Here is a 14,834-nt window from a genome sequence, read left to right on the forward strand (position 1 = left end):
CCGGCCCGGGCGCCTGGGTCGGGAAACGGCCGCGTGACGACGGGCGACGAGGTCGCGGTGCCAGCGCAGCACCGTGTCGGGGCGCACCAGCAGCTGCACTCGGCGCAGCACGTCCCGCGGCAGCCGGTGCAGCAACGCCGCCAGGAACGCCCGATCACCCGCGTCGAACCGCACTTTCTCCTTGCCCAGCTGGCGCTCCAGCACCATGATCTGGTGGCGCAGGGCAGGGATCTCCACATCCTTGTCCCGATTGCTCATCGGCAGCAGGCGCAGCATCGCGAACGCGTTCGTCACACCCAGGTGCGCCAGTCGCAGCAGCACGGCAGCCCATCATGCCGCATCGATCACCAGCTACCCATGCCCAGCAACCGGACCAACATCTCCGAAACCCCCACGCCGGCCCTAACCAGGGCGGATGGGGTTTTCGGCAGGGTCCGGCTCACCTTCGGCCTGTACCGGTGGCGGCTGCCCCTGAGCGCCATCACGGCAGCGGAGGAGACCCGCCTCGACGCGGCCACCTGGCTCACTCGCGGGATGCTGCGCGGAGCCACCGACCAGACGCTGCCGCTGCTGCCCGGCCGGGTGTTGGCCCTGCGTCTGACCGACGGCACCCGCCGGCTCGTCACCTGCCGCGACGTCGCCACCGCGGTCGACACCGTGAACGCCCTGCGCGCCCGGGCGCGCGCCAGTTGAGCCACCCGGTGACCCCCTGACGAAACGGAAGCGGGGCCGAGCCGTCCGAAGACGGCTCGGCCCCGCCGAGCTATTAGCGCCGGCGCGGCCGCTCCCAGCCGCCCCACCTGGTCTGAAATGGACGCGGCTGAGGACCACGATCTACGTCTCGGCGCGCTCAATCCTCACCCGGGCTTCCCCTGGGTGGTTGACCGCATGCAGCATGCGGGATATCTTTCCGTACCAGGCAAGTGGATTCCCGTTTGGATGCTCGTAGGTCCCTCGCACCGAAAGCTGCACCCCACACGCCGGCACAGCCCACCGTCGCCGTCCTACCGCAGCCGACTTCCCACCACGCTCGGCGTGAACCCGCCCTGCCGCATCGCGACGCTCTCAGCTAGGAGCCACCATGCTGAAACGCCCCGCACTGTCGGTTCTCCTCGTCGCCGCGGTCACCGTTGGGTCGGGCCTGGTCGGGGCGGTCCCCGCTGACGGCCGGACCGGCGGCGACCCGCCGCGCCAGCGAGTGGTGGACACCGGTGACAGCATCGTGATCACCGGCAAGACCTACCGGATGCGGATCATCAAGGACGGCTTCCGATACTCGTTCGACAATTCCTCCGGCGCCACGGTTGCACCGGCCCACCCGGACTCCGGTCTGCGGATCAGGTACGCCGGCGGGCAGGACGTCAGCGACGCCCAGGACACTCGGCTCGTCTCCGGTCCGAGGTCCGGCACAGCCGTGCTGGACGTGAGGATGACGGACGGGTCGCAGGTCAAAGTGCACGTGCTTCCATCCGACAGCTACGCGCGGATCCTGGTGCCGAACCTGCCCGGATCCAGCAGCACGATCGACTTCCGTACCGGTGCGGTCGCCCCGGCCTACGGGCTCGGGGACTACGGGTCGTTCGCCGACGGCCAACCCGAGCAGGGGACCCCGTGCAGTGGAAACGTCGAGGCCAGGCCGAGTACCGAGCTGACGGGGCTGGTACTGGACAACCTGACGAACGAGGGCAGTTGCAAGCGCTTCGTCAGCAACTTCACCGTGTTCCCCAAGCAGCGGTTCGCTCAGGTGTGGTTCGAGGACGGACGGAAGCGAGTCGGCCTCACCGGAACCGAGAACCGGCTCGGCGCCGCCGACGTGGACTCCGTCGACAGCCTGTACTACTTCGTCGGCCGGGACCTGCCGCAGGTGTACGCCGACTACAAGCAGGTCCGCAACCGGCACGGCTACCTGGACTCCCGGCCGGACGAGTCGTTCTTCGGACTCGGCTGGGAGGCGTACGGCGCACTCGGCTGGGACACCTACCAGTCGTCCGTCGTCGAGACGGTGCAGGACTTCCTCGCGCACGGCTATCCGCTCAATTGGGGCGTGGTCGGATCCGGCTTCTGGCCAGGCCCCCGCGGCAACAACGTCGAGGGCACCACGAACAGCTTTGGCATGTGGGACGACACCGCCGAGGACGGGCGCGTGGACGGACTGCCGAACCCGCGATACCCGGATCCCGACGCGTTGAAGCGGCTATTCGCCGACAACGACATCAAGCTGCTGCTGGGGGCGCGAAACAACATCAAGGCTCTGCCAGCCGACGGCGGCAACTACAACCTGCGGTACGACGGGCCGTTCCTGCAGGAGGCGCTGGAGCGCGGCTTCCTGCTACGCGACGGCGACGGCACGCCCCGTGTCGTGACGCGGGCGCAGTTCCCCGCCGGCGCCAGCTACGTGCTGGACGGATCCAACCCGGCGGCGGTGCGCTGGTTCGTCGAGCGGCTGCGCGCCTGGGGTGTGGACGGGTGGAAGGAGGACACGATGCTCTACGACCCGAACCTTCACCTCGACGGCAACTGGAACCCGGTGCAGACCGCGATGCACGATGCTGGCGACCTGGTGATGGTGCGGAACGCCGCGTACTCCGTGCCGGGCGACATCGTCCGGATCAACGACACCATCTACGGCACCGGCGAGGTCTACCACGAGGACCCGGACCGGATGCCGGTCAACCTCCTCAACTACGCCGCATCCGGTGCCGGCAACCTGTACGGCGACTACGTGGGTGGCACGGCTGGGCCGTCGATGCGGGACCCGGCGTACCAGCAGTACTTCGTCCGCAACGCGCAGTTCAGCGCCATGTTGCCGGTGATGGCGTTCGGCAAGGGCCCGTGGGAACTCGGCCGCGGCGACTACGCGGCAGCGGTGAAGAAGATGGCGTTGTGGCACGAGGCGCTGCGCCCGTACATCTACGACGCGGTGCTGGACGGGCACGAGAGCGGTTTCCCCACCGCCGTGACCCCGCTGCCACTGGCCTATCCCGACGATCCGAACACCTACGGGCTGGCGAACGACACCACCCGCCAGTACGAGTGGATGTTCGGCGAGTCCCTGCTCGCCGTGCCGGTGTTCGGCGCCGACTTCGAGACAGCGCAGGCCCGGGACGTGTACCTGCCGGCCGGCAAGTGGATCGACGTCCAGAGCGGCGCGGTGTTCCACGGGCCGACGACGCTGCGGAACTACGCGATCGGCACCGACCGGATCCCCGCGTTCGCCGGTGGCAAGGGCGTTCTGGTGACCACGCAGGCTGGAGCGCTGACGGCCGAGGTGTACCCGGTGTCGACCGGATCCCGCTACACCGCCGGGCGTGGGGATGATGCGATCACCATCGAGAATGCCAACACCGGCTGGGACACCGGCTCCCTCGCCGTCGTCGACCGCACGAGCGGGCAGCCGGTCGCGTACCGGGTCGACCAGGTCACCGGCGCGTTGCGGTTCCCGGTGACCGTGGGCCACACCTACCGCCTTGTCGGCGGTGGGACCGCTGAGCACACCGTCGGGCTGGACACCACCGCTCCCGGGCAGGTCACCGGAGTCGGGCACCACACGGTCGACGGAATCACGACACTGAACTGGGACGCCACCGACAACGCCCGGGGCTACGTCGTGACCGCATCGCTGAAGCAGGCCTGCGCCGCCGCCCCGGAACGGATCATCGGCTCCTCGTCCGGCACGAGCCTGGTACTGGGCAGCGACGGTGTGGCGGGCACGTACCGGGTGACGGCAGCGAACAGCGCGGGCAGCGGACCGCTGTCCGCGCCTCACGTGATCGCGCCGACGACCGGTGGTGGCGGTGTCGCGGCGCTCGTCGTGACGAACGAAGGCACGCCGCCGACCTGCGATGCCGAGAATCCGGCCTACAGCGAGCAGGGACGCTGGCTGTCGAGCAGCTTGAAGGGCTTCGACGGCTCCGGCACCCGCTACACCTCGACCGCCGGCCTGACCGTTACCTGGCGAGCCGACCTGCCTGCGGGGACCTACCAGGTCGACGTCTGGTCACCGAAGCACACCAGCTGCAGCACCAGCACGACGTACACCGTCGCCGGCACGAGCGTCCCCGTCGACCAGTGCGCCACCGGCGGCGAATGGCATTCGATCGGCACGCATCAGCTGACCGAGGGGATCACGCCGGTCACCCTGACCTCCGGCTCGGGCACCACCCGCGCCGATGCGGTCCGCTTCACGCCGACCGGATGACCGCGGTAGCCCATCGCCCGAGGATGGAGTAAACAGATGTTCGCCCGTCCACCACGTCGCGTCCTTCTCACGATGATGACGGCGCTCCTGGTGCCATTCGCAGTCGTCGTCCCGTCGTCCCCGGCAGCGGCCGCCGAGGCAGTCGTCGTCACCCCCTCGACTCCCGGCGCCTACTCCGAGACCGGAACCTGGGCGAACGCCAGGGACCCCGGTTACGACGGCTCTCCCTCGCGGTACAGCCGGACCCCCGGTTCCACGGCCACCTGGACCGTCGTCGCACCCGCCTCCGCCAGGTACGACCTGGCCGTCTACTACAGCGCGAGCGTGGACAACGCCAAGGTGGAGTACACCTGGACCGGCGGACCGGACACCCCGACGGTGGTCAACCAGGCCGTCGGCGGCAACGCCTGGCGCCAGATCGGCTCCACCTACCTCGACGAGGGGCAGACCTACACCCTGACCGTCACCGCGACCGCGGGTCCGGCGGTCACCACCCCCAACCTCAACGTCATCACCCGGGCCAACGCGGTGCGGTTGCTCGAGGTGGCCGACGACGAGGAACCGGTCGCCGACTGCGGTACGGACGACACGGCGGCACCGATCGTCGACGCGGCCGAACAACGCTTCCCCTCCTACCGGCTGTCGCAGCACGGCACCATGGTCTCGCTGGCCGGTGACGGCTGGACCATGTCAATCGACCGTCGAGGCTTCCGCTACGGACTCCAGGTCGACGGCGCGCCGGCCGCGGCGCCGCATCCGACAGCCGGGTTGCAACTGGCCGTCCCGGGCCGCGCCCCGTGCGACGCCGTCGCGGCGACACTCACGGCCGCGGACGCGTCGAGGGCGCGGTTCTCCGTGACCTTCTCCAACGGCCGTCGGTCCGACGTCACGGTGGTACCGGCGGACCATTCCGTGAACCTGCGAGTCACTGCCGCGGACGCGAGCACCGGCAGCGTGCGCGCGCAGGTGGCCGGCGGCATGAACCCCGCGTACGGGCTCGGTGACCTGGGCGGATTCCGGACCGACCTGAACGTCTACGGCATCCGCAACCTCGACTACTACGCCCAGAACAGCGCGGGCACGACGAACCAGCGCTTCGTCTCGACGTTCACCGTCTTCCCCGGCCGGAAGCTCGCCCAGGTCGTGCTCTCGGACGGGAGCCTGGCCGTGCAGGTCGACAATGCCGCCACCCTGCTCGGAGTCAACGGCCCGCAGATGTCCGGGCTGCACTACTTCTTCGGGGACATGCAGACGATCTACCGGCGCTACGCGGAAGTCCGGCGCAGCGCGGGCTACGTCGACTCCAAGCCGGACTACACGCTCTTCGGCGTCGGCTACGAGTCCTACGGGGCGCTCGGCTACAACACCAACCAGCAGACCATCACCGACTCGGTGACGACGTACCTGGACAAGGGCTTCCCCCTCAGCTGGGTGGTGACCGGCTCGGGGTTCTGGCCGTACGGTTCGGGCAGCGCCCAGGGCACGACATCGAGCTTCGGCCTCTGGGGCGCGAAGTACCCGGATCCCGACGGCTACAAGAAGTTCCTGCACGACAACGGGATCAAACTGCTGCTCGGAGCCCGGCAGTCGTTCCGCGCGCTGCCGGCCGACGGCGGCACGTACGACCCCGCTCTCGACGGTGACGGCACCGCCGTGGGCATCGAACGGGGCTACTTCATCAAGGACGCGAACGGCGAGCCGCGGGTGTTCCGGCCGGTGTCGTTCCCCAACACCGCGATGTACCTGATCGATCCGCACAACGAGGAGGCTGTCCGGTGGTTCGTGACCCGCAGCCGGGAGTGGGGCGCAGACGGGTACAAGGAAGACCACATGTTCGACGGCACCGCGAACCGGTACGTCAACAACGCGCTGGTGAACCCGATCAATGAGGGCCTCGAGGACGACGGCAAGCTCATGATGGTGCGCAACAGCGCCTTCTCGGTGGCGGGCTCCATCCTGCGGATCAACGACACCGACTACAACCACGGGCCGGGGGACCGCGACCGCACGGTCGTCAACGGCCTCGCCTACGCCGCCAGCGGTCAGCCCAACTTCTATCCGGACATCATCGGCGGTCGGATCATCGGCGACCTGGAGACCAACACCTCGAAGCAGCGGTACCTGACCCGGAACGCCATGATGGCCGCCATGTCGCCGGCGATGTCCTTCGGCAACGAGCCGTGGCGGATGAATGACCCCGCCCTGGTGGCGGCGACCCGAAAGGCCGCACAGTGGCACGCCGAGTATCAACCCTACATCTACTCGGCGGCCGTCACCTCGTACGAGACCGGCTTCCCCTCGACGGCGACGCCGCTGCCCGTGGCGTTCCCCGACGACCCCCGGGTCCGCGACCTGGCGTCCGCAGCCAGGAAACAGTACGAGTGGATGTTCGGTCCGTCACTGCTGGTAGCGCCGCTGTACGGCGGCGACACCGACACGGCCATGTCCCGTGACGTCTACCTTCCGGCCGGTGAGTGGATGGACATCGAGACCGGTGAGCGGTTCTCCGGCCCCATCACCCTCACCGCCTACCAGCAGCCGTTCGGCAAGATTCCCGCCTTCGTCGGCGGTACGGGCATCCTCGTGCACGATCCCGGAGCGCGGGATCCGGGCGACGCCGTCGCCGCCGGGGACGTGCGGGCCAGCGTCTACCCCGTCGCCGCACCCGGCGCCACCTTCACCTTCACCAGCAGCGACGGACACGCCCGAAGCCGGATCACCGCGAAGAACACCTCGTGGTCGGCGGAGGACATCGTCGTTCGCGACTCGTCGGGCGCCGACATCGCCTTCAGCAGGAACCCGGTCACCGGGGCGATCGAGTTCTCCGTCGAGGCGGGGTTGGACTACGTGGTCTCGGACGCTGATTCGCCCGAGTGGGGCCTCGAGGTCATCGACGTCCGGCCGGCCGGGCCGGTCGTCACCGGCCGGGCAGTGCCCGTGCGGTTCGGACTTGTGGATCAGTCCGGGTCCCCCGCCGGCCGCGTCGTCACCGAGGTGGTGCAGGCGGCACCGGACGGCGCCGAACGGCAACTGGAGTTCGAGACCGACGACCAGAACCGCGTCCACACCGTCCTGAGGACGCAGGCCGGCGTCGCGGGAGCCTACATCGTCGTCGTGAAGGCCGCGGACGGGCGCCGGTTGGCGCATTTCACCGTGAAGGTCACCTGACACGCTGACAAGGAGATTCTGTTGACGACACCTGTGCGAGCGTGGGCCGGTGCGGCTATGGCGTCGGTGCTGATGGCGACCGTGGGTCTGACGGCGGCGCCCGCCGCGGCCGCCGCCCCGGAAGCGCCAGCGGCACCGGTGTTCACCGACGACTTCACCACCGGGCTCAGCCGGTGGCGGGAGCTGACCGGAGCGCTGACGGAGTGGACGACCACCACCGCCGAGTTCCCCTACGTCTCGATCGACAGCCGCACCCAGCCGTCGGGCCGGTACATCACCCCGGTCACGCGGGTGGGCCTGCCCGACGCGTACGAGCTGCGCACCAGGGTCCGCGTCGATGCGGCCAGCGACTCACCCGCAGTCTCGGTGCTCACCGACTTCCGGGAACCGTACGCCGTCACCCAGAACAACTTCGCTGCGCAGCTGACCGGCTGGTCCGGAGTGCAGATCTCCCGTCCAGTGACGCAGACGGTGTGCCGAGGCCCCGCCCCTGTGCGCCAGGGGGAGTGGCACGAGTTGGTCATCCGCCGGGCCAACAACATCTCGGTCGTGGAGATCGACGCCCAACGCGTTGCCGTGGTGGCCGCGCCCGCCGCCGGCGGGACGATCGGCCTCGGCGTGTACCACGCCCAGGCGTCGTTCGCCGCCGTCGCGGTCACCGCGCTGCCCACCGTGCCCGCCGACCACCCCACGACCGCATCGGGCTGTTCCTGGACCGAGCCGGGCGAGCCCGAGGTCGACCAGCCGATCCTGGTCAACCAGAGCGGCTACAACCTCGGCCAGGCCAAGCGGTTCACCGCACCCCGCGCCGTCGACGGCGAGCACTTCCGGATCACCGACGCCGCCGGCAACGTTCGCCACGAGGGCACCGTCCGCGGCCAGGTCGGCGACTTCACCGACTTCGACCCGGCCGAATCCGGGCCGTACACGGTGGAGGTCCAGGGCGCTGCCGGGACCGGCCGGTCCGATCCGTTCGGTATCGGCGCCGACTGGATCGAGCGCGTCTCCTACCGCCGTGCGGTGCAGTTCATGACCGACGTGCGCTGCTACTACGGCGACTTCAGCAGGATGGTCTACGGTGGCACCGATCCGCAGAACTGCTACCTCGGCGTCGGCTGGCGCGACTCGCACCAGATGTCCTTTGAGCTGCCGTCGCTGATCGACATGTACCTGGCCAACCCTTCCGCGTTCGCGCAAATCAAGGACCCCGAGGCGCGGTACGTCGGGCTGCCGGTGCAGCTGCCGACGGACACCCCGGAGATCGTCCGGCTGATCCACTGGGCCGTCGAGGTGTACCTGGGCGGACGGGTGAACCACACGCTGCTCAAGGAACAGCTGGCCGCCTTCCTCTACGCCTATCCGTACCTGGCGGACTACATCCCCCACAGCGTCTACGAGCGGGCGCGCGACTACCTCTTCCCGATCTGGGACAACCCGGCGAAAGATCGCTTCGCCTGGTACGACACCACTTCCCACACCGCCGACCTGCTGCAGGTCTACACCCAGGTGGGTTCCGGCAAGGGGGAGCTGCCACCCGGCCATTCGGTGTGGCCAAACGTGATGATGTACGAGGTCGCCAAGCGGGAGGGTCGCGCTGACGCGAACCGGTACCTGGCCGCCGCGAAGGCCCAGGCCACCTGGCTGGTCGGCAACCTCGACGTCGCCGACCCAACCGTCACGAAGGGTCAGCGGCAGGGCGAGTACCACCTGGTCACCGGCCTCGCACGGCTGCTGCTGTCGCACCGCGACCAGGCGCCGCCCGGCACCCGGGACTTCATCCGCCGCTGGGCCGAGGTCGTCGCGGAACGCTCGGCGAACCTGTGGGACTTCCGCAGGTACTCCGCGGACCGGTGGACCATCCCGTCCTTCACCGGCGGTGGCTCGGCCAGCGACCCCAACGAGACGGGCAACGTGGCCGGCTTCGCCGCCCCGGCGCTGGCCGCCGCGCAGGTGCTCGGCGACGATCCGCTCGCCGCACGGTTGCGGCAGATCGCGGTGGCGCATGTGGACAACGTCTTCGGCCGTAACCCCACCGGACGGCACGCCTCGTACCGCGGGCCGACGGAGCAATGGGGCTTCGAAGGCGTGGATCGCGGCTGGTACTCGGAGTTCCAGGGCGGGGCGGGTCGCCTCCAGGGCGCCCGCGGAGTGCTCGACGGCAGCCCCAAGAACGGGCACTACCCGTACAACCCGGGAGCCGGCAACATCGGCCACTCCGAGGGCTGGGTCACCTTCAACACCGCCTGGAACGAGACACTGGCCTGGCGGGCCGCCGACACCACCACGGTACGGGTGGTGGACACCGCCGGAGGGCCGGTGGACCGGGTGCCGGAGGGCAGCCGCGCGAGCGTACGCCTGACCGCGCCCCTGAACCTCGACCCGGCCGCGCTCGACCACGGCGACCTTGAGGTCCGGGTCGGCGACCGCGCACCGCAGCGGCTGGTCGCGGTGCAGGACGGGCTGAACGCCACCACGTACACGGCAGAGTTGGAGCTGGCCGCTGTCGGCGCGACGCTCGGCGACACGGTGACCGTCTCCTACGGCCTCGGTTACTTCGCGCGCCAGGTCACCGTGACCGTCGCGGCGCCGCTGTGCGCGGGTCGGGAGCCCACCATCATCGGAACCGACGGCCCGGACCGGCTCGTGGGCACGGCCGGGGCCGATGTGATCGCCGGCCGGGGCGGCGACGACGTGATCGTCGGTCTCGGCGGCGATGACGTGATCTGCGGCGGTGGGGGCGCGGACCGGCTGGTCGGCGGACCCGGCGGCGCGACCCTGCTCGGCGGGCCGGGTCCGGACGTCGTCGTCGGTGGCCCCGGTGACGATCGGCTCCACGGCGGCGCTGACCGGGACGTGGTCGTCGGCGGCGGCGGGAATGACCAGATCGACCAGGACGGTCCGGACGCCTGACCCGCTCGCGGTGCCGGGCGGCTGGGCCGCCCGGCGCCACGCCCGTCTCGCGTCACCCGTTTCACCCCGTATCATGGTCAATCTCGTGCACGGTGCAGAATTAGGTGCCACATATCGCAAGCAGCTTCCAGGGAGGGGTTGGCATGGCGGCCGAACCGGGCAGTAACCAGAGCGTCGAGCGAGCCCTGACCGTGCTCCGCGCCCTCGCGGCCGGCCGCACCGAACTCCGCGTCTCCGACGTCGCCCGAGCCACCGGACTCGGCCTCTCCACCGCCTCCCGGCTCCTCGCCACCCTCGAAGGGATGGGCTTCGTCGACCGCAACCCCGTCAGCGGCCTGTACCGGCTCGGACTCGACATGGTCTCGTTTGGCGGGGCGGTACTCAACAACCACCCCGTCCACCGAGAGGCCCGGCAGACCGCCCAGGACCTCGCCGCTGAACTCGGCCTCGGTGTCAACGTGGCGTTACGCCGCGACGACCGGCTCTTCTACCTGCTCAACTTCGAAGGCCGGCAGGCACCCCGCCCGTTCCTCCTCGCCGGACAGTACAACCCGCTCCACGCCACCGGGCTCGGCAAGGCACTCCTGACCGGGCTGACCGGGGACGAGCGGCGCACCCTGCTACCCGACACCGCCCTGCACGCCTACACCCACCGCACCATCACCACCCACGAACAGCTCGACGAGGAACTCACCCGCACCCTCGCCCGGGGCTACGCCACCGAAATCGAGGAACTCGCCCTCGGCCGCGCCTGCATCGCCGCCGCCATCCGCGACGGCTCGGGCGAGGTGGTGGCGGCCCTCTCGGTGTCCGGCCCGCTCTCCGCCATCGACCTGCCCAACCGCGAGACCGAACTCGTCCAGTCGGTGATCGAGGCGGCCGATTCCGTCAGCATCAACCTCGGATACGTCGGGCCAGCCCACGTCGTGCCCCAGCAGGCCGTCGCCGCTGAGGTCGTGTCCTGACCGCCCAGCTTGGCCGCGTCATCGCCAGCATCCGGCTCCCCGGCCCCGGCTGGCCGGGAACTCGCCGAGGCGGGGCAGGTTAGATCCCCGGCCGGATTCCGTCCCCCTGGGGTCTCAACGGGACCGGCGGACAACGGGCTTGTCGTCAGGCGCCCGCCAACGCCCGTACGACGTCCTCGTCGACCGTGATGCCGAGGCCAGCGCCGCCCGGCACCTCGAATCGCCCGCCAACCGGGGCGACCGCGTCCGGGGCGACGGCGGTGAGCGGGTTGGTGCCGATCCAGTGTTCGAGCACTGCGAAGTTCGGCATCGCGGCGGCGCACTGCACGCTGGCGTACCAGTGCACGGCCGAACCGATGCTGACGTGCGGGGTGGCCTGCGCGCCGAACGCGTCGGCGAGCGCGGCGATCCGCATCGTCTCGGTGATGCCGCCGGCCCGGCACACATCGGGCTGGAGCACGCGGAGCGCACCGGCGCGGAGGAACTCCAGCGCCCGGTGCCGGGTGGCCAGGGAGTCCAGGGCGAGGGGGATGTCCAGGCGGGCGGCGACGGTGGCGTACCCGTCGAGGTCCTCCGGCGGCAGCGGCATCTCGAAGAACCCGACGCCGGCGTCCTGGAGGGCGCGGCCGACCCGCAGCGCCTGCGGGACTTCGTACTGCCCGGCGGCGTCGGCGTAGACGGCGGCCTGGTCGCCGAACACCTCGCGGACGGTCTGCACGGACGCGATGTCGTCCTCGGGGCGGGCGCCGATGGCCACCTTGACGGCGTCGTACCCCAGTTCGCGCAGCCGCTCGGCCTCCTGGCGCACCCGGCGCTGGCCCTCGGCGCCGGAGCCGGCGGGTGCGGCGGGCACGCCGGAGGCGTACAGCCGCAGGGTGGTGCGGTAGCGGCCGCCGAGCAGGGCGTGCAGGGGCTGGCCGAGGGTGCGGGCGAACGCGTCCCACAGAGCGATGTCGAGGCCGGCGAGGGCCTCCAGCCAGAAGCCACTGTCGTGACCACGGACCCGCATGCCGGTGTAGACCCGGTCCCAGGTGCGGCCGATCTCGTCGAGCCGGGAGCCGACGGCGAGCGGTGCGATCAGGTCGTCGAGGATGGCGGCGGTGGCGCGGGCCCCGACGGGTGCCTTGGCCTCGCCCCAGCCGACGACCCCGTCAGCAGTCTCGACCCGCACCAGCACGGCGTCGATGGTCTCGCTGTAGACGTAGCGGCGGCGTTCTCTCGGCGGGTACTCCACCAAGGCGCTGCCGTGCTCGGCGCTCCACGCCCGGGCGCCCCAGTACGTCTCGGCGGGCTTGGCGCGTACCGCGAAGCTGCGGACGTCGACGACCTTCATCCGTTCTCCTTGGCTGTGGTTCGCTCCAGGGCGGCGTGCAGGAGCGGGGCTTGGCCCCAGGGGAAGACGCCGAGGGCCCGGTGGTGGTAGTCGAGGGCGGTGCCGACGGGCGTCGCCTCGGACACGGTGAGGGCGCCGCCGGTGAGTCGGCGGAGGGTGCTGTGCCAGGCCCGGTCGGCCATCGCCCGGTGGGCGGGGTCGACCAGCCCGGCGTCGACAGCGCGCGGCACGACCCAGGCCAGGTACGCGGAGGTGCTCGCCTCGACCGGGGTGTCCGGGTCGTCGACCACCGTGGTCCACTCGCCGTCGCGCTCATGCGTGGCGAGCGCGTCGACCAGGCGGGTGAGCCGCTCGGCGAGCCCGTGGTCGGGGGCGTGGATCAGGGTGTCGGTGAGGCCGAGCAGCGCCCACGCCTGCCCGCGTCCCCAGGCGACGCCATTGCCCCGTTCGGCCCGGGTGTCGTAGCCGTGCTGGAACAGCCCGTTGGGCAGTTGCAGCGCGTTGGCGTACTCGGTGGCGTAGGTGACGGCCTCATCGGGGTGGCCCAGTGTGGCGAGGCCGGGTCCGTCGGTGTGCATGCAGTCGACCCAGACCGTTGACGACCAGGGTGGCAGGTCGGGACGGTGCAGGCGAGGCCCGCCGGGGCGGGCCGGTCGGGCGTGCCGGACGGCGGCGAGCCAGCGGCGGCAGGCGTCCGTCACGTCGATGTCGGGTCGGCGGTCGGTGAGGGCGAGCAGCGCCTCGACCGCGATGAGGTGGTCGGTGCGGTCCGGCGGTGCGGTCAGCGACGGCGTCATGAGGTCGACCACCCGTTGAGTGAGGTCGGGGCGGTGCAGCGCGTCGCCGGCGCGGAGCAGGGCGGTGAGCGTGCCGCCGATGCCGAAGCCCCAGATCCGCGGCGTGGTGGCGGCGGTCGCGTCCGCGATCGCCGCCACCAGCCGGGTGCCGGGCGCGCTGGTCACTTGATGAGGGCCTGCACCGCTGCGCCGGCCTCGCGCATCGCGTCCGCCGGCTTGCTCTTGCCGACCAGCACCGCCTGGACGTGCTCCGAGATGGCGGTCTCCATCTGGGCGTACTGGGGGTACTTCCAGAACGGGTTCGGGGTGGCGGTGGCGGTGATCCGCTCGCTGAACTGGGAGGTGAAGGCGTCCGTCTTCACCTGCTCGGAGGCCAGCGCCGCCGTGGTGGTGGGCGGCAGGGACAGGTCCTTGAAGTAGCCGAGGACGGTCTGCTCGTCGGACGTGAGCCACTTCGCGAAGTCGGTGGCGGTGTTGGCGCCCTCGCCCTCGACCACGACGACGGCGTGGCCCCACTGCACGGCGCGCGGCTTGTCGCCGGCGTTCTTCACCGGCCGGGCGACCGGGTCGAGCTTGTCGGCGATGGACTTGTCCGGGGAGCCCTTGACGACGAAGTCGCGGCCGACGATGGCGTCGTCGTAGATGGCGGCCTTGCCCTGGGCGAACAGGGTGCGCGCGTCGACCCGCTCCACGTCCGGAGCGATGAGCTTCGCGTCGTACAGCTTCTTGTACCAGGCGACCGCCTCGATGCTGGCGTCGTCGCCGACGGCGACCTTGTCCCCGTCCAGCAGCGGGCTGCCGAAGGTCTGCATCCAGATGAGGATGTCCTTGAGCTGGGCGACCTTGGTGGACGCGGCGTACGGGATGACGCCGGTGCCCTTGAGCGCCCGCAGCGCGGCCTCGAAGTCGTCGATGGTGGTCGGCGCGGTGGTGATGCCGGCCTTCTGCATCAGGTCCCGGTTGGCGATCAGACCGATGGCGGCGGTGGTCCAGGGCAGGCCGACCTGCTTGCCCTCGACCTGCCCCGAGCTGAGGGCGGCCGCGGTGTAGCCGGCGTCCTTGGCCACGTCACCGAGGTCGCGAAGCTTGCCGAGCGCGGCGAGGCCGGCGAGCCAGGCGATGTCCATCTGCGCGGCGCCGGTGAACTGCCCGCCGCGCACCTGGAGCGTGAGCTGGTTGAGGTAGCTGTTGTACGCCAGCGGCACGCCGTTGACGGTGATGCCCGCTTTGCTGCCGTATCCGGTCATCAGCTGTTCGATCTTGGCCTTGGAGGCGTTGTCGGCCAGGCTCCAGGACGCGAACGAGAAGTTGGTGGCGGACTTGGCGGTATCCGCCTCGGGGGCGTCGGCGCTCGGCGCGCAGGCGGCCACGCCGCCCAGGCCGAGGGCGCCGGCGCCGAGTCCGACGAGGCGGAGCATGTCCCTGCGGGAAACGTTGCTGTTCATTGCTGGACCTCCGGGACG

8 protein-coding genes are annotated in these 14,834 nt (G+C 70.7%); 5 read left to right on the forward strand and 3 right to left on the reverse strand.

Annotation, left to right across the window (positions count from 1 at the left end):
• The first annotated feature begins 33 nt into the window (after positions 1–33).
• From OG990_RS04965 to OG990_RS04985, 5 genes are all read left to right on the forward strand, one after another.
• The gene (locus tag OG990_RS04965; RefSeq protein ID WP_406079168.1) at positions 34–693 is read left to right on the forward strand and encodes a hypothetical protein; all 660 of its coding nucleotides are present in this window, start codon (positions 34–36) and stop codon (positions 691–693) included.
• Between the two features lie 388 nt (positions 694–1,081).
• Positions 1,082–4,198, forward strand: coding sequence for a hypothetical protein (locus tag OG990_RS04970; RefSeq protein WP_406079170.1), 3,117 nt, complete (start codon positions 1,082–1,084; stop codon positions 4,196–4,198).
• A gap of 90 nt (positions 4,199–4,288) precedes the next feature.
• The gene (locus OG990_RS04975; RefSeq protein ID WP_406079172.1) at positions 4,289–7,366 is read left to right on the forward strand and encodes a TIM-barrel domain-containing protein; all 3,078 of its coding nucleotides are present in this window, start codon (positions 4,289–4,291) and stop codon (positions 7,364–7,366) included.
• A gap of 21 nt (positions 7,367–7,387) precedes the next feature.
• Positions 7,388–10,276: a hypothetical protein gene (locus OG990_RS04980; protein WP_406079174.1), complete on the forward strand. Its 2,889-nt coding sequence runs from the start codon at positions 7,388–7,390 to the stop codon at positions 10,274–10,276.
• Positions 10,277–10,419: 143 nt separating this feature from the next.
• Entirely contained in the window at positions 10,420–11,241 is an 822-nt protein-coding gene (locus tag OG990_RS04985) for an IclR family transcriptional regulator (RefSeq protein ID WP_328418388.1), read from the forward strand.
• A gap of 145 nt (positions 11,242–11,386) precedes the next feature.
• Here the strand turns inward: OG990_RS04985 and OG990_RS04990 are convergent, their stop codons facing one another.
• Genes OG990_RS04990 through OG990_RS05000 form a run of 3 tightly spaced genes read right to left on the reverse strand, consistent with a single transcriptional unit; the run spans position 11,387 to position 14,816 of the window.
• Positions 11,387–12,574, reverse strand: a complete 1,188-nt coding sequence (locus OG990_RS04990) for a mandelate racemase/muconate lactonizing enzyme family protein (protein WP_328418387.1) — start codon at positions 12,572–12,574, stop codon at positions 11,387–11,389.
• On the reverse strand, positions 12,571–13,536 hold the full coding sequence (locus OG990_RS04995) for a glycoside hydrolase family 88 protein (RefSeq protein WP_406079177.1): 966 nt from the start codon (positions 13,534–13,536) through the stop codon (positions 12,571–12,573). Before OG990_RS04995 ends, OG990_RS04990 begins: the two co-directional genes overlap by 4 nt.
• Positions 13,533–14,816: an extracellular solute-binding protein gene (locus OG990_RS05000; RefSeq protein WP_328418385.1), complete on the reverse strand. Its 1,284-nt coding sequence runs from the start codon at positions 14,814–14,816 to the stop codon at positions 13,533–13,535. Before OG990_RS05000 ends, OG990_RS04995 begins: the two co-directional genes overlap by 4 nt.
• Between the last annotated feature and the right edge of the window lie 18 nt (positions 14,817–14,834).

It is taken from the genome of Micromonospora sp. NBC_00858 (assembly GCF_045207365.1).
Taxonomy (GTDB): domain Bacteria; phylum Actinomycetota; class Actinomycetes; order Mycobacteriales; family Micromonosporaceae; genus Micromonospora.